At 65.0% G+C, this 18,864-nt stretch carries 14 protein-coding genes, 1 tRNA gene and 1 pseudogene; 3 read left to right on the top strand and 13 right to left on the bottom strand.

Annotated elements, in window-relative coordinates; translation table 11 throughout:
• Positions 1–169 precede the first annotated feature (169 nt).
• Positions 170–646: pseudogene (locus EN780_RS10245) on the top strand (NAD(P)-dependent oxidoreductase); the annotation flags it as partial.
• Between the two features lie 70 nt (positions 647–716).
• The gene (locus EN780_RS10240) at positions 717–3,401 is read left to right on the top strand and encodes a phosphoenolpyruvate carboxylase (RefSeq protein WP_128273505.1); all 2,685 of its coding nucleotides are present in this window, start codon (positions 717–719) and stop codon (positions 3,399–3,401) included.
• A 143-nt stretch (positions 3,402–3,544) separates the two neighbouring features.
• Here EN780_RS10240 and EN780_RS10235 read toward each other — a convergent pair.
• Positions 3,545–3,629, bottom strand: a tRNA-Leu gene (locus EN780_RS10235).
• 237 nt (positions 3,630–3,866) lie between these two features.
• Here EN780_RS10235 and lipB point away from each other — a divergent pair.
• The gene (gene lipB, locus EN780_RS10230) at positions 3,867–4,610 is read left to right on the top strand and encodes a lipoyl(octanoyl) transferase LipB (RefSeq protein ID WP_127391987.1); all 744 of its coding nucleotides are present in this window, start codon (positions 3,867–3,869) and stop codon (positions 4,608–4,610) included.
• Between the two features lie 19 nt (positions 4,611–4,629).
• On the opposite strand, the gene EN780_RS10225 is transcribed toward lipB, so the two are convergent.
• The 12 genes from EN780_RS10225 to nuoK form a co-directional block, all read right to left on the bottom strand.
• Positions 4,630–5,880, bottom strand: a complete 1,251-nt coding sequence (locus EN780_RS10225; protein WP_127391986.1) for a site-2 protease family protein — start codon at positions 5,878–5,880, stop codon at positions 4,630–4,632.
• A 490-nt stretch (positions 5,881–6,370) separates the two neighbouring features.
• Complete coding sequence (locus tag EN780_RS10220; RefSeq protein ID WP_187331281.1) at positions 6,371–7,054, bottom strand: ABC transporter ATP-binding protein; 684 nt, start codon at positions 7,052–7,054, stop codon at positions 6,371–6,373.
• Positions 7,051–8,352, bottom strand: coding sequence for a lipoprotein-releasing ABC transporter permease subunit (locus tag EN780_RS10215; RefSeq protein ID WP_127284974.1), 1,302 nt, complete (start codon positions 8,350–8,352; stop codon positions 7,051–7,053). Before EN780_RS10215 ends, EN780_RS10220 begins: the two co-directional genes overlap by 4 nt.
• The gene (proS, locus tag EN780_RS10210) at positions 8,349–9,677 is read right to left on the bottom strand and encodes a proline--tRNA ligase (RefSeq protein WP_128273504.1); all 1,329 of its coding nucleotides are present in this window, start codon (positions 9,675–9,677) and stop codon (positions 8,349–8,351) included. Before proS ends, EN780_RS10215 begins: the two co-directional genes overlap by 4 nt.
• A gap of 532 nt (positions 9,678–10,209) precedes the next feature.
• Positions 10,210–10,494: a DUF1467 family protein gene (locus tag EN780_RS10205; protein WP_126054035.1), complete on the bottom strand. Its 285-nt coding sequence runs from the start codon at positions 10,492–10,494 to the stop codon at positions 10,210–10,212.
• On the bottom strand, positions 10,491–10,895 hold the full coding sequence (gene mce, locus EN780_RS10200; protein WP_126054034.1) for a methylmalonyl-CoA epimerase: 405 nt from the start codon (positions 10,893–10,895) through the stop codon (positions 10,491–10,493). Before mce ends, EN780_RS10205 begins: the two co-directional genes overlap by 4 nt.
• 127 nt (positions 10,896–11,022) lie before the next feature.
• Positions 11,023–12,693, bottom strand: coding sequence for a ribonuclease J (locus EN780_RS10195; RefSeq protein ID WP_127391984.1), 1,671 nt, complete (start codon positions 12,691–12,693; stop codon positions 11,023–11,025).
• Between the two features lie 20 nt (positions 12,694–12,713).
• Positions 12,714–13,535 carry a biotin--[acetyl-CoA-carboxylase] ligase gene (locus EN780_RS10190; RefSeq protein ID WP_128273502.1) on the bottom strand — a complete coding sequence of 274 codons (822 nt, stop codon included), beginning with the start codon at positions 13,533–13,535 and terminating at the stop codon, positions 12,714–12,716.
• Positions 13,536–13,539: 4 nt separating this feature from the next.
• Positions 13,540–14,976, bottom strand: a complete 1,437-nt coding sequence (gene nuoN, locus EN780_RS10185) for an NADH-quinone oxidoreductase subunit NuoN (protein WP_128273500.1) — start codon at positions 14,974–14,976, stop codon at positions 13,540–13,542.
• 18 nt (positions 14,977–14,994) lie between these two features.
• Positions 14,995–16,500, bottom strand: a complete 1,506-nt coding sequence (locus EN780_RS10180) for an NADH-quinone oxidoreductase subunit M (protein WP_127284941.1) — start codon at positions 16,498–16,500, stop codon at positions 14,995–14,997.
• Positions 16,500–18,473, bottom strand: coding sequence for an NADH-quinone oxidoreductase subunit L (gene nuoL, locus EN780_RS10175; protein WP_128273498.1), 1,974 nt, complete (start codon positions 18,471–18,473; stop codon positions 16,500–16,502). The genes EN780_RS10180 and nuoL overlap by 1 nt, the downstream gene beginning before the upstream one ends.
• A gap of 10 nt (positions 18,474–18,483) precedes the next feature.
• A complete protein-coding gene (gene nuoK / locus EN780_RS10170; RefSeq protein WP_019858930.1) occupies positions 18,484–18,792 on the bottom strand; it encodes an NADH-quinone oxidoreductase subunit NuoK in 309 nt (102 codons plus the stop codon).
• Positions 18,793–18,864: the final 72 nt, after the last annotated feature.

The following is an 18,864-nucleotide window of genomic DNA, read 5'->3' as shown; positions in this document are numbered from 1 at the left end:
CGCCGCGCGTCGCCCCCATCGTGCGCAGGATGGCGATGTCGTGGCCCTTGTCCTTCACCAGCATGACGAGGCCGGAAATGATGTTCAGCGCCGCCCGGGCAGTGCAGCGACACGAAATCGGATGCCGTGAGCACACCTTCCAGAGTCTGCATCTGCACCGCGCCCATGGCGCGCGCATTTCGGCTTCGGCATGAAGATCGTGTTCTTCAACCGGTCGCCGGTCGATGATGAGGAAACGCGCGCCATGGGCGCGGTGCAGATGCAGACTCTGGAAGGTGTGCTCACGGCATCCGATTTCGTGTCGCTGCACTGCCCGGGCGGCGCGGAAAACCGCCACCTGATCGATGCCCGAAGCCTGCGGTTGATGAAGGGTAGCGCGTTCCTGATCAACACCGCGCGCGGCGACGTCGTCGACCAGGACGCCCTGATCGGCGCGCTGCAAAGGCGCGAGATCGCCGGCGCTGGCCTAGACGTCTTTGCCGAGGAGCCGGCCGTTCCGGAGGCGCTGAAGCAGTTGGAGAATGTCGTGCTGCTGCCGCATCTCGGCAGCGCGACCGAGGAAACGCGGGTGGCGATGGGCATGAAGGTGGTGGAGAACCTGACCGCCTTCTTCGAGGGGCGTCCGGTTCCCGACCGGGTCGCCTGACAGCCGGCGCCACTCTCGATTCAGGGCGCGGCTACAGCGGCGGTCGATGCCGACGGATCAGGAGAGCGCCTTGGAACAGAGCAGACGCATCAAGTTTCGCGAGGACGAGCGCAGCCTTTTGTTGCGCCTGCTGCTGCAGGTCGCAAGCGCCCGCGAGCCGGAGATCGCCGCCGTTCTGAGCGGACGCAGGTCGCTTGGCTCCCTCGCCCCTGGCCAGCGCATCCCGGCGCTTCAGGCGACAGGCGTGTGGTTCCAACTGCTGACGATCGCCGACGAGTTGCTTGCCATGCGGGCGCGTCGCGAACTCGAACAGGGCGCCGGCGTCGACGAAGTGCCCGGCTCCTTCGCCAGCGTGATCGCGCAGATGGCGGCGAACGGCCACTCGGCGCAGGAAGCCCAGGCCGCGCTCAATGGGCTTTGCGTCGGCCCGACCATGACCGCTCACCCGACGGAGGCCAAGCGCGTCACGGTGCTGGAGATCCACCGCCGCATCTATCGCAAGCTGACCGAGCTCGACCAGCCGCGCTGGGCGCCGCGCGAACGCGACCTGCTGGTCGCCGATCTGGAAAGCGAGATCGAGCTTCTGTGGATGACCGGCGAGCTGCGGCTGGAGCGCCCGACGGTCGAACGCGAGATCGCCTGGGGCCTGCATTTCTTTCGCGAAGTCATCTTCGAGGCGACGCCGCAGCTCTATGCCAAACTGCAAGGCGCCTTCGAGCGTCACTATCCGGGCGAGCCGATAAGAATTCCCTCCTTCATGCGCTATGCCTCGTGGATCGGCGGCGACCGCGATGGCAATCCCAACGTGACGGCCGCGGTCACGGCCCATGCCATGGCCGAGTACCGCAACACCGCCATAGGCTGGTATCTCGCCCAGATGCAGCGGCTGGTGTCGGTGCTCAGCGCCAGCTCGAACGTCATCGACCTGCCGGCCAGCTTCGAGCCGGTGCTGCAGACGGCGCTCGATAGAAGCGGACAGGCCGACGAGATCGCCGCCCGCAACCCTGACGAACCGCTTCGCCAGTTCGCCTCGGCCCTGCTTGCTCGGCTGGACGCCACGCGGGATGGCAGTACGGCGGCGTACCCCTCGGCGGAGGCGTTTCGGGCCGATCTCAACGCCCTGTCTTCGGTCCTCGAAGCAATCGGAGGGCGCGCGGTGGCCAGGCGTTTCGTCCAGCCGCTGCTTTGGCAGGTCGGAAGCTTCGGCTTCCGCACGGTTTCGCTCGACGTCAGGCAGAACTCCACCGTCGTCAACCGGGTGCTGGCCGAGCTGTTTGCGCTGGCAAATCCCGCCGATCCGGTGGCAGCCGGCACGCCGCAATGGTCGGCGCGCATTCGCGCTGCCTTGAGCCAGGGCGAGCAGCTGGAGATCGACGCAGGCCGGCTCTCGCCTGAGGCAGGCGAACTGCTTTCGACATTCTCGGTCATCGCCAGGCACATCTCCGGATCGGATGGCGACGCGGTCGGCGCTTTCGTTCTCAGCATGACCCGCTCGGCAGACGATCTGCTCGCGGTCTATCTGCTGGCGCAATATTGCGGACTTTCGACCGCGCCCAGTGGCGGCGGCACAATCCGGCTGCGGATCGTGCCCTTGTTCGAGACCATCGCCGATCTGCAGGCCGCCCCCGGCATCCTAGACGGGTTGCTCGGCGTTTCGCTGGTCAGGCGCACGGTGCGGGATTTCGGCGCGCGCCAGGAAATCATGCTCGGCTATTCGGACTCCAACAAGGATGGCGGTTTCCTCGCGTCCAATTGGGAATTGGCGAAAGCGCAGAAGCGCCTCGCTGCCGTCGGCCGCAAGCACAAGGTCAGGATCAGTTTCTTCCACGGCCGCGGCGGCTCCGTCAGCCGTGGCGGCGCGCCGACCGGCCGGGCGATCGCCGCGCAGCCGCAAGGCACCGTCGCCGGAACCATGCGGGTGACCGAGCAAGGCGAGGTCGTCTCGTCGAAATTCGCCAATCGCGGCACCGGCCTCAACCAGCTCGAGATACTCGCCGCCGGCGTGCTGGCCCACAGTGTCGGATCGCCCGGCGATGTCGAGAAGAAGGAAACGCCGGAATTCGACGAAGCGCTGGAAGCGCTGGCAGGCATGTCGCAGGCATCCTATGCCGGGCTGATGGCCGAGCCCGGCTTCCTCGCCTATTTCAACCAGGCGAGCCCGGTCGCGGAGCTGGCGCTCCTGAAAATGGGCTCACGACCGGATCGCCGTTTCGGCGCCAGCGGCATTGCCGACCTGCGCGCCATTCCATGGGTGTTCGCCTGGAGCCAGAACCGTCATCTGTTGACCGGCTGGTATGGCATCGGCAGCGCGATGAGTTCCTTCATCACCGTGCGCGGCGAGGCCGGGCGCGACCTTCTGGCCCGCATGTTCGAGCACTCGCGCTTCTTCCGCCTGATCGTCGACGAGGCGGAGAAGACGCTTTACCAGTCCGACATGGAGATCGCGCGCCTCTACGCCGGCCTGGTGTCCGACAGCGATGCGGCCGGGCGAATCCACGCCCGCATCGGTGCCGAATACGAGTTGACGCGACGCCTGATCGGCGACCTCACGGGAGGCGACCTTTCCGCGCGCTTTCCGATGTTCAAGCGGCGTTTCGACAATCTGCGACGACAGATGGATGACATTCATCGGCTGCAGGTCGATCTGCTGCGGGAAGTTCGGGCAAATACCGGCACGGCCGAGCAAAAGCGGGCGACCGACGCCCTGCTCGTCTCGATCAACTGCATCTCGGCTGGCCTTGGCTGGACGGGATAGGCTGGGTTCTGCTGGCCGCCTGTATCACCGTCGGCATTGATTCCTACGGCAACCGCTTTTGATTTGCCCCGCGCAGGCGGCCGCAGGCGCTCGCGCGCCAGCCTCACGCCAAAGGCTATTCAAAGGGACTTTCGGAAGGAGAATGGTGCGGTCGAGAAGACTCGAACTTCCACGGGTTGCCCCACAGCGACCTCAACGCTGCGCGTCTACCAATTCCGCCACGACCGCACGTGGTAGGAGCCGGAACGAACCGGCTCGGGGCCTGTAGCAAATCGTTTCCGGCGAAACAAGTGCGCCGTGCGGAATAATCGCCAATGCATGTCGCCCAAAAGTGCGTAGCGGTTTTGGGGGAACGACACGCATCTGACAGAGCTGCCGACACAACGCTCCACAGCTTTGGAAAATGCCGGGGAACTGGACGTTTTCGCCCATTGCCGCCATATGAGGGGGCACACGAGATTTATCATGCCAGAACGCAGCCAGATCGCCACGTCGTTCCTGCCCCTGCCCGGTTCAGTACCCGTCGAATGGCGGATCGAGCCCGGCCTCACCGCCTATCCCGATGCGATCGCCTTCATGGAGGCGCGCGCCGAGGCAATCCGCAGCGGTGCGGCCGGCGAGATTGTCTGGCTGGTCGAGCATCCGCCGCTCTACACGGCCGGCACCAGCGCCCGCATCGAGGACCTGATCGAGCCCGACCGCTTTCCGGTCTTTTCGGCCGGACGCGGCGGCGAATACACCTATCACGGCCCTGGCCAGCGGGTCGCCTATGTCATGCTCGACCTCAAGCGCCGGCGCGAGGACGTGCGCGCCTTTGTCGCCGCGCTCGAAGAATGGATCATCGCAACGCTTGCCGCCTTCAACGTGCGCGGCGAGCGGCGCGAGGACAGGGTCGGCGTCTGGGTCGTGCGGCCGGATCGTCCCGCGCTTGCCGACGGCACGCCGGTCGAGGACAAGATCGCGGCAATAGGCATCCGGCTGCGGCGCTGGGTGAGCTTTCACGGCATCGCCATAAATGTCGAGCCGGAACTCGGACACTTCACCGGCATCGTGCCATGCGGTGTCCAGGATCATGGCGTCACCAGCCTGGTCGACCTTGGCCTGCCGGTGACCATGGCCGACCTCGACCTGGCGCTGAAATCCGCTTTCGAGCATGTCTTCGGCCCTGTCGCGGCTTCACCCGTCGAGGCAGCCCGCAAGGCCGGCTGAGAACCTGTCCGGAACCAGTTCAGACCAGCAGCGTGGACGCCCACAGCACGCCATAGCCATGGATGGCGAAGACCGCGAGCAGCGCGCCGGCCATGGCGAACCGGTCGAAGGTCCGGATCGGCTTCAGCTCATGGCGCGGCTTCACCGCGCTGCCCATTGTGAGCAGGCTGAGGATCAGGAACACGACGCCCGCCGCAAGCAGGAAGCCCGGCGAAAATCCAGCCAGCCAGCCGAGCGCCAGCAAGGCGGACAGCAGCAGGAACGAAGCCAGCGCCAGGACGATCGGGCCGGGGCAGATCTGGCGCAGCACCTGGCCGCCGTCGAACTTCCACACCGGCACCAGATTGGCGATGTTGAAGAGCGCGGAAAAGCCGGCGAGCGTGGCCAGCAGCGCGGCGACGGCGCCATGCCCCTCGCCTCTGGCAAGCCCGCTGGCGGCGATCAGCACCGGCACCAGGAAGGCCGAGAAGCCGGCGCCCATCAGCGCCACGAAGGCAACTTCGAAGCGGCTGTCGTAGGGCCTGCCGCCGATGGCGATGCCGCCGAGCAGCGGGATGAAGATCATGCGCGCCCTGCTATGTCCCATCAGCCGGAATGCCGCCATATGGCCGAGCTCGTGCAGGGCGACCACCGAGGTCAGGATCGCGGCCAGCGCCAGGCCGCCGAGGCTGAGGCCGAAGAACGGCCACAGGATGAAGGCTGAAAGCACGGCGAATCCCACCTGGCTGAGTGGATGCTCGAACCAGCCGCCCTTGCGATACTCTCCCGTCCTCGCCCAGCGCTGCAGCTTGCCGAGTTCGCGCCGCATGGCGAAATAGCGGAAGATCAGGAAGGCGACGCCGCGATAGCGATCGGTCTGGCCGAGGCTGACCCGCGTCGCGGCGCCCTCGGCCACCAGTTCGGTGGTCTCGCGATAGCTGGCCCAGAAGGAGGCATCGAGCGAGGAATCATCGAGGACGCGCATGGAAAAGCGGCCGCCCTCGACGACATCCTCCAGCACGACCTTGCGTTCGATCGGCTGGCCGTCGCGCCCTTCCCAGGACAGGACGATGCGGGCCACGCCCTGCCCGTCCAGCGCCTCAGCCGAAACGATTTCGCCCGACCAGCCGGCATCGCTGCCGAACGGCCACAGCGCTTGCCAGAGCCGGTGGCGGTCCGCCGCCACCAGCCTCGACACCCTGACCGTGCGCAGGCCGAGCGGCAGGGTCATCAGCAGAAAGATCAGTCCGAGATTGCCGGCCAGGAGGATGGCCATCACGATCGGCGACACCGGTGTTGCTCCCTGTCTTCGCGGGCACCCTAGCGTCAATGGCGGCAAGAAAAGCTTAACGTCGAGGCGCTTGCGGCAGCCGGCCGCAAGGCATGGTCCTCACATGGCGCCGATCCAGATCGCCATGGAAATCAGAAACGTGCTCATGCACACGAGCGACACAACATCCTGAACAAGGTCCGACATAACTCTCTCCAGTTGTTAGTATGTTCGTATTTTGTTCTAATTTTGTTCGAATGTCAACGACCGCAGAAAGGCGCTGCCCGGAAATTTCGGGCGCTCAATCCGGCAGGGTTAAGGAAAGGTTGACGGGCGAAATGCGCGGGCGGCCACGCACCAGCGCCGACGCGGGCACGCCGAGATTTGGGTCAGGCCGAGTCGAGAACGGTGGGTTCCGAGAACCGGAGCGGAGCGAACTTGAAGTACGTGAGCACCGGAAGCGCAGGAAGCCGCCTTTCGCAGGCCGGCCTCACCCGAATATCGCCGTGACCTAAAGGGGGACGACCTTGCCCTCGGCCAACGTCACCCGCCGATCCATGCGCGAAGCCAGCTCGTGATTGTGGGTGGCGATCAGCGCCGCGAGGCCCGATTGCCTGACCAGCGCTTCCAGCGCCTCGAACACATAGGAGGCGGTGACCGGGTCGAGATTGCCGGTCGGCTCGTCGGCCAAAAGCACCAGCGGCGCATTGGCGACGGCGCGTGCGATGGCCACCCGCTGCTGCTCGCCGCCGGAGAGCTCCGACGGGCGATGCTGAGCCCGCTTGCCGATCTGCATGTAGTCGAGCAGCTGTGCCGCCCGCTCGGCCGCTTCCTTGCGCGACAGCCCCTTGATCAGCTGCGGCATCATGATGTTTTCCAGCGCGGAAAACTCCGGCAGCAGATGATGGAACTGATAGACGAAGCCGACATCGTTGCGGCGGATGGCGGTGCGGTCCTCGTCGGACAGCCGGCCACAGGCGCGGCCGCCGAGAATCACGTCGCCGGCGTCCGGCCGCTCCAGCAGTCCGGCGGTGTGCAGCAGCGTCGACTTGCCGGTGCCCGACGGCGCCACCAGCGCCACCATCTCGCCGCGCCGCAGCGAAAAGTCGGCGCCGTTCAAAATGGTGAGCTTGCGCGGCCCCTGGACGTAGTGGCGCTCGACGCCCTTCAGCTCGATAATGGCTTCGGCCATCACTCGTACCTCAAGGCTTCGACGGGATCGAGCCGCGCCGCCCGCCAGGCCGGAAACACCGTCGCCAGGAAGGACAGGCCCAGCGCCATGATGACGACGTATGTCGTCTCGCGCGCATCCATCTTCGCCGGCAGCTGGCTGAGGAAATAGAGCTCGGGATTGAACAGGATCCTGCCGGTCATCCAGGAGAAGAACTGGCGGATCGATTCGATGTTGAGGCAGATGACGACGCCGAGCAGCACGCCGGCGATGGTGCCGGTGACGCCGATCGCCGCCCCTGTCATCAGGAAGATGCGCAGGATCGCGCCGCGCGTCGCCCCCATCGTGCGCAGGATGGCGATGTCGTGGCCCTTGTCCTTCACCAGCATGACGAGGCCGGAAATGATGTTCAGCGCCGCCACCAGCACGATCAGCGTCAGGATCATGAACATGACGTTGCGCTCGACCTGCAGCGCCGAGAAGAAGGTCTCGTTGCGCTGGCGCCAGTCGACAAGGTCGATCGGCCGCTGCGCCGCCTGCTCGACCAGCGGCTTCAGCGCGTCGACATTGTCGGGATTGTCGACATAGATCTCGATGGTCTGCGCCCGGCCGTCCATGTTGAAATAGAGCTGCGCTTCCGAGAACGGCATGTAGACGATCGAGCTGTCATATTCCGACATGCCGACCTCGAAGATCGCCGCGATCTTGTAGCCCTTCATGCGCGGCGTCGTGCCGAGCGGCGTCACGTCGCCGTCCGGCGAGATCAGCGTGATTGTGTCGCCGAGCACGAGGCCGAGATTCTCGGCCATGCGCTTGCCGATCGCCACGCCCTCGCCGGTGTCGAAGCCGTCAAGCGTGCCTTGCCTGATATTGCTGGAGACGATCGAGATCTTGCCGAGGTCCTCGCCGCGTATGCCGCGCACCAGCGCGCCGGTGCCGCCGCCGACATTGCCTTGCGCCAGCACCTGGCCGTCGATCAGCGGAATGGCGTATTTGACGCCGGCCACGCCGTTGATGCGGCCCGCCACCTGGGCGTAGTCCTCCAGCGGCGAATCCAGCGGCTGCGCGATCAGATGGCCGTTGACGCCGAGGATGCGGGTCAGCAGCTCGGCGCGGAACCCGTTCATCACCGCCATGACGACGATCAGCGTCGCTACCCCCAGCATGATGCCGAGGAAGGAAATCGAGGCGATGACCGAGATCACCGTCTCCTTGCGCCGCGAGCGCAGATAGCGCCAGGCAACCATGCGCTCGAACACCGAAAAGGCGCCGGCAGCTGGGGCTTTGACGGCCGGGGCTTTGGCTGCGGCCGCCTGGCTCATGCGGCGAAACCGAGGCGCTTCTTCGCCGCTTCGATCGGTAGCGTCTCGCGCTCGCCGGTCCTGCGGTTCTTGATCTCGACCTCTCCGCTCGCCACGCCGCGCGGCCCGACGATCACCTGCAAGGGCAGGCCGATCAGGTCGGCGGTGGCGAACTTGCCGCCCGGTCGCTGGTCGGTGTCGTCATAGAGCACGTCCTTGCCGGCGCCGGAGAGCGCGGCATAGAGCTCGTCGCAGACGTGGTCGCATTCGGCGTCGCCCGCCTTCATGTTGATCAGGCCGATGTCGAACGGCGCCACCGCGTCGGGCCAGATGATGCCGTTGTCGTCATGGCTGGCCTCGATGATCGCCGCGACCAGTCGCGAGGGTCCGATGCCGTAGGAGCCGCCGGAAGCGAAATGATCCTTGCCGTCCGGCCCGGTCACCTTGGCGCCCATCGGCTTGGAATACTTCTCGCCGAAATGGAAGATATGGCCGACCTCGATGCCGCGCGCCGAGACTTTGTCGCCCTCGGAGACCTTGTCCCAGGCCGCCTCGTCATGCATCTCGTCGGTCGCCGCGTATGGCGTCGTCCACGTCTTGACGATGTCGGCGATCTCGGCGTCGTTGGAAAAGTCGGTGTTCGCCCCCGGCACGGCGAGCGAGAGATAGTCGCGATGGCAGAACACCTGGCTCTCGCCGGTGTCGGCCAGGATGATGAACTCGTGGCTTAGGTCGCCGCCGATCGGCCCGGTGTCGGCGCGCATCGGGATCGCCTGCAGGCCCATGCGCGTGAACGTCCTGAGATAGGACACGAACATCCGGTTGTAGGCGGCCTTGGCGCCCTCGTAGTTGAGGTCGAAGGAATAGGCGTCCTTCATCAGGAATTCGCGAGAACGCATGACGCCGAAGCGCGGCCGCACCTCGTCGCGGAACTTCCACTGGATGTGGTAGAGGTTGAGCGGCAGGTCCTTGTAGGACTTCACATAGGCGCGGAAGATCTCGGTGACCATTTCCTCATTGGTCGGCCCGTAGAGCATCTCTCGCTCCTGCCGGTCCTTGATGCGCAGCATCTCCTTGCCGTAGTCGTCATAGCGCCCACTTTCGCGCCACAGCTCGGCCGACTGGATGGTCGGCATCAGGATCTCCAGCGCGCCCGCCCTGTCCTGCTCCTCGCGGATGATCCGGCAGACCTTGTCCAGCACGCGCTTGCCGAGCGGCAGCCAGGAGAAGCTGCCCTGCCCCTGCTGGCGGATCATGCCGGCGCGCAGCATCAGCCGGTGCGAGACGATCTCGGCCTCGCGCGGATTTTCTTTGAGAATGGGCAGGAAATAGCGCGACAAACGCATGGACTGGTCCGTAAGTGAGGATGGCCTCGCCGGAATCGGCGCGGCATGGGCTGCTTGCCCCGGCTTCATAGCCATTTCATGGCGGATTGGAAACCCGAGCGAGCGGCCGAAGTGCTGCATCCGCCCGGGTTGATCGTTTCACAAGCAAGGCCTGCCGTACTATTGTGCACTGCAGCACGATATTGCCCGTTTCCGGGCAAAATTCTTCGTGACAATTTCATCTGCCTTAGGCTAGTGTGCCCCGATAACCGAGAGGGCGGAAAAAAATCTGCTCTCCTACGCGGTCAAAGTCTTGGGAGGATGCGATCTAGGCGCGGTTACTCGCAGCCGCCGGATACCGGAAACAGATCGGACGCGTTTAAATTGCAAGGCCTCGTGCCTTGCATTTTTTTTGTGCAATCATCTGCTTAGCCCGACAGATTGCCAAACTGCTTTACCCAACGTCAGCGCAACGAGAATTCGAAAGCCGGCTACCGGATTTCCGGCTGAGCCGAGTCGCAAGCAATGGGATGACTTTGGCTCGACTGCGTCGTTAATTCTTCGGCGTCTGGTTGAAGTCCGGCACGATGTGCGGGATGTCGTCGATGCCGAGGCCAAGGCCGCGCGTGATGCCGTAAAAGATGCCGAGAAGAACCAGCGTGGCGATCGTCGTCCGGAACGCCGCGCGCAGCATGTGCGGCCCGCGCGGCGCGCTGGGAACGGTGCCCAGCGTCACATCCTTGTCCTCATCCTGGGTTCTGAGGCTGAACGGCAGGACGGCGAACAGCACCACCCACCAGGTGGCGAAGAACAGCGCGATGAACGAGACCCAGCTCATGATTGCTCCAGTTCGACCAGCGTGCCGAAGAAATCCTTGGGATGCAGGAACAGCACCGGCTTGCCATGCGCGCCGATCTTCGGGCTGCCGTCACCCAGCACGCGCGCGCCGCTGGCCTTGAGCCGGTCGCGCGCGGCCACGATGTCATCCACCTCATAGCACACATGGTGCATGCCGCCCGAGGGGTTCTTCTCCAGGAAGGCTGTGATCGGCGAGTTCTCGCCCAACGGTTCCAGCAATTCGATCTTGGTGTTGCCGACATCGACGAACACCACGGTCACGCCATGTTCCGGCAGCGCCTGCGGCGCGCTCAGGCGCGCGCCGAGGGTGTCGCGATAGGCTGCCATTGCCGCGGCCAGATCCGGCACGGCAAGCGCGACATGGTTCAGGCGTCCGAGCATAAAGCGCTCCGCTTTAGGGGAGTAAGGGAGTAGGGCAGTATGGGAGTAGGGAAAACGAGTCTGAACAAATACAAACTGCTTATTCTTCCCTATTCCCCTACTGCCTACTCCCCTATTCCCTTGTTCGTCACCGCGTGACGAACACCGTCACCAGCGGCTTCTTGCCCCAGGCTTCGTTGGCGGCACCGCGCACCGCGCGGCGCACCGCCTCCTGCACCAGGTCGAGGTCTTTTCGGCGCTGACGGGGGATCGAGTCCACGGCGCCGATTGCCGCATCGAGCATCAGGTCCTCCAGCGTCTCGCCGCTGGCGTCCGCCTCGGCGACGCCGATCGCCACCAGGTCGGGATCGCCGGCAAGCTCGTATTTGTCGTCGAGCACGACATTGACGGCGACATGGCCGGCAAAGGACAGCTTGCGCCGGTCGCGGATGCCCATCGCCTGGTCGGTGCCGATCAGCCGGCCGTCCTTGTAGACGCGGCCGAACGGCACCTGGTCGACAATGGTCGCGGCGCCCGGATAGAGCCTCAGCATGTCGCCGTCGCGCACCTGCGCCACCTGGCCGATGCCGGACATCGACATCAGCGACCCTTGCGCCACCAGATGCGCCGCCTCGCCATGCACCGGCACCCCGATCTGCGGCCGCACCCATTCATACATCTTGCGCAATTCGCTGCGGCGCGGATGGCCGGAGACGTGCACCAGCGCATCGCCGTCCTCGATGATCTTCATGCCGAGGTCGATCAGCCGGTTCTTGATCTCGAGGATCGCCTTCTCGTTGCCGGGGATGGTGCGCGAGGAAAACACCACGGTGTCGCCGGCCGTCAGCGACACCGATTTCATCTCGTCGCGCGACAGCTTGGCAAGTGCCGCCAGCGGCTCGCCCTGGCTGCCGGTGCAGATGATGACCAGGTTCTCGCGCGGGATGAAGCCGTAATCCTCCTCGGCGATGAACTCCGGCAGCCCGTCCATGTAGCCGAGCTCGCCAGCGACATCGATGACGCGCTTCAGCGAACGGCCGAGCACCAGGCACTGGCGGCCGGCGTCGCGCGCCGCCCTGGCGATGGAAACGATGCGGCCGACATTGGAGGAGAAGGTGGTGACGGCGACGCGGCCCTTGGCGCTCTGGATGACGCCCTTCAGCCCCTCGCCGACCGCTACTTCCGATGGCGATTCTCCTTCCCGCAGCGCGTTGGTCGAATCGCAGACCAGCGCCAGCACGCCCTTGTCGCCATAGGCGCGGAAGCGCGCCTCGTCGGTCTTCGGCCCGATCGTCGGCTCCGGATCGATCTTCCAGTCGCCGGTATGGATGACGGTGCCAGCCGGCGTGGTGATCGCCAGCGACATCGGCTCGGGAATCGAGTGGGCGACCGGGATGGCCTCGATCTCGAACGGGCCGATGGTGAATTTCTCGCCGGCCCGGTAGATCATCGCCGGCACCTTCGGCGCACCCTGCTCGCCCTGCCGCTTGGCCTCCAGCAGGCCGGCGGTGAACGGCGTCATCCAGACCGGCGCCTTCAGCCTCGGCCAGATGTCGAGCAGCGCGCCGTAATGGTCCTCGTGCGCGTGCGTGATGACGATGCCGCGCAGATTGTCGAGGTTCTCCTCGATGAAGCGCGTGTCGGGCAGGATCAGGTCGACGCCGGGATGCGCGGTGTCGGGAAAGGTGACGCCGACATCGACGACGATCCACTCGCGCGCATCGGCCGGCCCGTAACCGTAAAGGGCGAAGTTCATGCCGATCTCGCCGACGCCGCCGAGCGGCACGAAGACGAGTTCGGCGTTTTCCGCTTTCGCCATGTTCTTTCCTTCCTGGCCCGTCAAACCCGGGCCGACGCGACGGCGCCGAAATGCACGTCGCCGGCGGCGATCGTCACGACAGTTCCCGCATCGTCGCGGATCACGAAACGGCAGTCCTCGTCAATGGTCTCGAACGTGCCGCGCACCACATTACCGTCAACCCTGACAGCAACTTCGCCGCCCAGCCCCGCCGCGCGCGCCAGCCAGCGCCGCCTGATGGCGGCAAGCCCGCGCCCGTCGTCCCACAGCCGGGCATTCTCGTTCCAGGCATCCGACAGCGCCAGAAACAGGGTCTCGGCATCGCAATTCGCGCCAAGCGCGCGCAGCGATGTCGCCGGATACGGCAAATCCTCGGGATATGCCACCACATTGACGCCGATGCCGACCGCCACCGCAAAGCGATCGCCTTCGAGCAGCGCCGATTCCAGCAGGATGCCGGCGAGTTTGGCCCCGGAGGCAAGCACGTCGTTCGGCCATTTCAGCTCGAAGCGGTTCTTGCCCTGGCTTGCGCCGTCAACGCCGATCGCGATCCTGCCTTGCGGCACGACGGCATCGAGCGCATCGGCAAGCGCCAGCCCGGCGACGAAGCCGAGCGTCGCGGCGAGCCGCAATTCGCCGCCGCTGACGATGAGCAATGTCGCGGCCAGGTTGCCCTCGGGCGTCGCCCAGGTCCGGCCCCGCCGGCCGCGCCCGCTTTCCTGCTTTTTGGAAACGACCCACAGCTTGCCCGGATCGCCGGCCCGCGCATGGGCGAGCGCCAGCGCGTTGGTGGAGCCGACCGTATCATGGGCTTCGAGCCGGAACCCTTCCGACGCCGCGGTTGGAGCCAGCCGAAACGCCATCCCGTCAGAAGAAGGTCTTCGCCGCGGCTTCGGCATAGGTGCCGATCGGCCCGCCGATCAGCACGTAGAACAGCACGAAGGCGCCGCTGACGCCAAGCACGAGGCGCAGTTCGCTGGCCATCGGCACGAAGCCGCCGACCGGCTCGTCGAACCACATGATCTTGATGATGCGCAGATAATAGTAGGCGCCCACCACCGAGGCCACCACGCCGATGATCGCCAGCGCGTAGAGGCCTGCGTTGATGGCGGCGAGGAAGACGTACCACTTCCCCCAGAAGCCGGCGAGCGGCGGAATGCCGGCCAGCGAGAACATCAGGATGGTGAGGATCGTCGCCATGATCGGGTTGGTCGAGGCGAGCCCGGCGAGATCGCTGATCTGCTCGACATTGCCCTCCTTGCGCCGCATGGCGAGGATGAAGGCGAAGGTGCCGAGCGTCATGACTAGATAGATCAGCATGTAGATGGCGACGCCGCGCACGCCGGCCTGGCTGTTGGCGGCGAGGCCGACCAGCGCGTAGCCCATGTGACCGATCGAAGAATAGGCCATCAGCCGCTTGATGTTGGTCTGGCCGATGGCCGCGAAGGCGCCGAGCGCCATCGAGGCGATCGAGATGAAGACGATGATCTGCTGCCAGTCCGCGGCGATCGGCTTGAACGCGCCCATGGTGACGCGCACGATCAGCGCCATCGCCGCCATCTTGGGGGCCGCCGCCAGGAAGGCCGTCACCGGGGTCGGCGCGCCCTCATAGACGTCCGGCGTCCACATGTGGAACGGCACCGCCGATATCTTGAAGGCAAGGCCGGCCAGCACGAACACCAGGCCGAAGACGAGGCCGAGCTGGCGCTCGCCGCTGCCGAGCGCTGTCGCGATCTCCTGGAAGCCGGTGTTGCCGGTGTAGCCGTAGATCAGCGAGATGCCGTAGAGCAGCATGCCCGACGACAGCGCGCCGAGCACGAAATATTTGAGGCCCGCCTCGGTCGAGCGGACGCTGTCGCGGTTGATCGCCGCCAGCACGTAGATCGCCAGCGACTGGAGTTCGAGTCCGAGATAGAGTCCGATCATGCCGTTGGCCGAGATCATCAGCATCATGCCGAGCGTGCAGAGCAGGATCAGCACCGGATACTCGAACTTGTCGAAATGCTCCTGCTTGGCGAAGCGCATCGACATGACCAGCGTCACCGCCGAGCCGATCAGCGCCAGCAGCTTCATGAAGCGGGCGAAGGAATCCTGGACGAAAGCGCCGCCGTAAGCCGTGCCCTGCCCACCGGAAGAGGCGACCCAGAAGCCGGCGAGCACCAGTATGGCGACGGCAAGGCCGGTCACCGTCATGGTGGTGTTGGAGCGCGAATAGGCGCCCACCATCAGCAGCGCCAGCGCGCCGATGGCGAGGATCAGCTCCGGCGTCGAGAGCGAAAAGCTGGAGAGAAGGTCCGGCGTCATGGTTCGCAAAACCCCTGGTCAGTTCGCCGCCGCGGTCTGCGCGGAGCCGATGGATGCGGTGACATTGGTGACGAGCGCCTTGACCGATGCGGCCGTGGCGTCGAAGACGGGCGCGGGATAGACGCCGAAGAAGATGACCAGCACCACCAGCGGGTAGATGATCGCCTTCTCGCGCGTCGACAGGTCCAGCAGGCCCTTCAGGCTGTCCTTGGTCAGCGAACCAAAGATCACCCGGCGGTAGAGCCAGAGCGCGTAGGCCGCCGACAGGATGACGCCGGTGGCGGCGAAGAACGCCACCCAGGTGTTGACCCGGAACACACCAAGCATGGTCAGGAATTCGCCGACGAAGCCGCTGGTGCCGGGCAGGCCGACATTGGCCATGGTGAAGACCATGAACACGGTGGCATATTTCGGCATGTTGTTGACCAGCCCGCCATAGGCGTCGATCTCGCGCGTGTGCATGCGGTCGTAGATGACGCCGACGCACAGGAACAGCGCGCCGGAGACGAGGCCGTGGCTGAGCATCTGGAAGATCGCGCCCTGCACGCCTTCCTGGTTCATGGCGAAGATGCCCATGGTGACGAAGCCCATATGGGCGACCGACGAATAGGCGATCAGCTTCTTCATGTCCTCCTGCATCAGCGCCACCAGCGAGGTGTAGATGATGGCGACGACCGAGAGCGTGAATACCAACGGCGCGAACATTTCCGACGCCAGCGGGAACATCGGCAGCGAGAAGCGCAGGAAGCCGTACCCGCCCATCTTCAGGAGGATCGCGGCCAGGATCACCGAGCCCGCCGTCGGCGCCTCGACGTGCGCGTCCGGCAGCCAGGTGTGCACCGGCCACATCGGCATCTTCACCGCGAAGGAGGCGAAGAAGGCGAGCCACAGCCAGGTCTGCATGTTGGCCGGGAAGTTGTGCGTCAAAAGCGTCGTGATGTCGGTGGTGCCGGACTGGTAGAACATCGCCATGATGGCGAGCAGCATCAGCACCGAACCGGCGAGCGTGTAGAGGAAGAACTTGAACGAGGCGTAGACGCGCCGCTTGCCGCCCCAGACGCCGATGATGATGAACATCGGGATCAGGCCGGCCTCGAAGAAGACGTAGAACAGCACGATGTCGAGCGCGCAGAAGACGCCGATCATCAGCGTTTCCAGGAGCAGGAAGGCGATCATGTAGGCCTTGACCCGCTTCTCGATCGCTTCCCACGACGCCAGGATGCAGAGCGGCATCAGGAAGGTGGTGAGGATGACGAACAGCATCGAGATGCCGTCGACGCCCATGTGGTAGGAAATGCCCGAATCCAGCCAGGCGGCCTTCTCGACGAACTGGAAGCCGGCCTGCGAATTGTCAAAACCCTTCCAGATGAACAGCGAGATGACGAAGGTGATGCTCGTCGTCCACAGCGCGATGGCGCGGATGTTGCGGCGCGCGTTTTCGCTGTCGTCGTTGATGAACAGGATGAGCAGCACCCCCACCAGCGGCAGGAAGGTGACCAGCGAGAGGATTGGCCAGGCGGTCATCAGAGCATCATCCAGGTGACGAGTGCGGCAACGCCGATCAGCATGGCGAAGGCGTAGTGGTAGAGGTAGCCGGTCTGCAGCTTGACGACGCGGTTGGTGACATCGACGACGCGCGCCGAGACCCCGTCAGGCCCGAGCCCGTCGATAATGGCGCCGTCGCCGGTCTTCCACAGGAACCTGCCGAGGCGCTTCGCCGGCCGCACGAACAGGACGTCGTAGAGCTCGTCGAAATACCACTTGTTGAGCAGGAAGGCGTAGAGCAGGCGATGGTTGGCGGCGACGCTGGCGGGCAATTCCGGCGAGCGGATGTAGAACTTCCAGGCAACCGCGAAGCCGATGACCATGGCGATGAACGGCGCCAGTTCGACCCACAGCGGCAGTTCGTGGATCTCGTGCAGGATGTGGTTGTCCGGCAGCGTGAACAGCGATGCCTTCCAGAACTCGGCATAACCCTCGCCGATGAAGGCGCCGTGGAAGATGATGCCGGCAAACAGCGCGCCCGCGGCCAGGATGAACAGCGGCACCAGCATCACCGGTGGCGATTCATGGACATGGTGCATGACCTCGTGGCTGGCGCGCGGCTGGCCGTGGAAGGTCATGAAAATCAGCCGCCAAGAGTAGAATGAGGTGAAGGCCGCGGCAACGACCAGCAGCACGAAGGCGGTGCCGGCAAACAGATTGTGGCTGGCGAAGGCGCTCTCGATGATGGCGTCCTTGGAGAAGAAGCCGGCGGTGCCGATGACCGTCACCGGGATGCCGACGCCGGTCAGCGCCAGCGTGCCGATCACCATCATCCAGTAGGTCTTCGGAATGAGCGTCCTCAGGCCGCCCATGTTGCGCATGTCCTGCTCGTCGGAGACGGCGTGGATCACCGAGCCCGAGCCGAGGAACAGCAGCGCTTTGAAGAAGGCGTGCGTGAACAGATGGAAGATCGCCGCGCCATAGGCGCCGACGCCGAGCGCCACGAACATGTAGCCGAGCTGCGAGCAGGTCGAATAGGCGATGACACGCTTGATGTCGTTCTGGACCAGGCCGACCGTGGCCGCGAAGAAGGCGGTGAAGGCGCCGATGAAGGTGACGACCGTCAGCGCCGAATGCGACAGCTCGAACAGCGGCGACAGCCGGGCCAGCATGAACACGCCTGCCGTCACCATGGTGGCGGCATGGATCAGCGCCGAGACCGGCGTCGGGCCTTCCATGGCGTCGGGCAGCCAGGTGTGCAGCGGCACCTGCGCCGACTTGCCCATCGCGCCCATGAAGAGGAGCAGGCAGACCACGGTCATCGCCGAGTGCTTGTCGAGCGCATAGCCAAGGAAGGTGAGCACGGCGGCGCCGTGCTCGGCGCCCTCCGCCGGAACGAAGCTCGCCGCATTGGCGAAGATGGTGCCGAGATTGACCGAGCCGAACAGCACGAAGACGCCGAAGATGCCGAGAGCGAAGCCGAAATCGCCGACGCGGTTGACGACGAAGGCCTTGATCGCCGCGGCATTGGCCGACGGCTTCTTGTACCAGAAGCCGATCAGCAGGTAGGAGGCGAGACCGACGCCTTCCCAGCCGAAGAACATCTGCACCAGATTGTCGGCCGTCACCAGCATCAGCATGGCGAAGGTGAACAGCGACAGATAGGCAAAGAAGCGCGGCCGGTTCGGATCGTGGTGCATGTAGCCGATCGAGTAGATGTGGACCAGCGCCGACACGGTGTTGACGACGACCAGCATCACCACCGTCAGCGTGTCGATCCTGAGCGCCCAGGACGCGTCGAGCCCGCCCGACTGGATCCAGCGCAGCACCGGTACGGTGAACACCTCGCCTTCGCCGAAGCCGACCGAGAAAAAGGCGATCCACGACAGCACGGCCGAAATCACCAGGAAGCCGGAGGTGATGTATTCGGACGCCTTGGCGCCGAGCGACGTGCCGAACAGGCCGACGATCAGGAAGCCGAGCAGCGGAAGGAAGACGATCGCTTGATACATGACTGTCCCGTCAACCCTTCATCATGTTGACGTCTTCGACCGCGATCGAGCCGCGGTTGCGGAAGAAGACGACGAGAATGGCAAGACCGATCGCGGCCTCCGCAGCGGCGACCGTCAGCACGAACAGCGCGAACACCTGTCCGACGAGATCGCCGAGCGCCGCCGAGAAGGCGACGAAATTGATGTTGACCGCCAGCAGGATCAGCTCGACCGACATCAGGATGACGATGACGTTCTTGCGGTTCAGGAAGATTCCGAACACGCCGAGCGTGAACAGGATCGCCGATACGGTGAGGTAGTGCGCGATGCCGACGACCATCTCAGATGCCCTCGCCCGATTTGACCTTGCGGATTTCCATGCCCGTCGCCGGCGTGCGGCCGACCTGGGCTG

This window comes from Mesorhizobium sp. M4B.F.Ca.ET.089.01.1.1, assembly GCF_004022605.1.
Classification (GTDB): domain Bacteria; phylum Pseudomonadota; class Alphaproteobacteria; order Rhizobiales; family Rhizobiaceae; genus Mesorhizobium; species Mesorhizobium abyssinicae.
This window is presented reverse-complemented; position numbering and strand designations above follow the sequence as displayed.

Excerpts from the sequence above, each read along its gene's own strand:
- lipB (WP_127391987.1), top strand. The coding sequence starts at position 3,867 with ATGCCAGAACGCAGCCAGATCGCCACGTCGTTCCTGCCCCTGCCCGGT.
- EN780_RS10215 (WP_127284974.1), bottom strand. The coding sequence starts at position 8,352 with ATGAGCCAGGCGGCCGCAGCCAAAGCCCCGGCCGTCAAAGCCCCAGCT.
- proS (WP_128273504.1), bottom strand. The coding sequence starts at position 9,677 with ATGCGTTTGTCGCGCTATTTCCTGCCCATTCTCAAAGAAAATCCGCGC.
- EN780_RS10205 (WP_126054035.1), bottom strand. The coding sequence starts at position 10,494 with ATGAGCTGGGTCTCGTTCATCGCGCTGTTCTTCGCCACCTGGTGGGTG.
- mce (WP_126054034.1), bottom strand. The coding sequence starts at position 10,895 with ATGCTCGGACGCCTGAACCATGTCGCGCTTGCCGTGCCGGATCTGGCC.
- EN780_RS10195 (WP_127391984.1), bottom strand. The coding sequence starts at position 12,693 with ATGGCGAAAGCGGAAAACGCCGAACTCGTCTTCGTGCCGCTCGGCGGC.
- EN780_RS10190 (WP_128273502.1), bottom strand. The coding sequence starts at position 13,535 with ATGGCGTTTCGGCTGGCTCCAACCGCGGCGTCGGAAGGGTTCCGGCTC.
- nuoN (WP_128273500.1), bottom strand. The coding sequence starts at position 14,976 with ATGACGCCGGACCTTCTCTCCAGCTTTTCGCTCTCGACGCCGGAGCTG.
- EN780_RS10180 (WP_127284941.1), bottom strand. The coding sequence starts at position 16,500 with ATGACCGCCTGGCCAATCCTCTCGCTGGTCACCTTCCTGCCGCTGGTG.
- nuoL (WP_128273498.1), bottom strand. The coding sequence starts at position 18,473 with ATGTATCAAGCGATCGTCTTCCTTCCGCTGCTCGGCTTCCTGATCGTC.
- nuoK (WP_019858930.1), bottom strand. The coding sequence starts at position 18,792 with ATGGTCGTCGGCATCGCGCACTACCTCACCGTATCGGCGATCCTGTTC.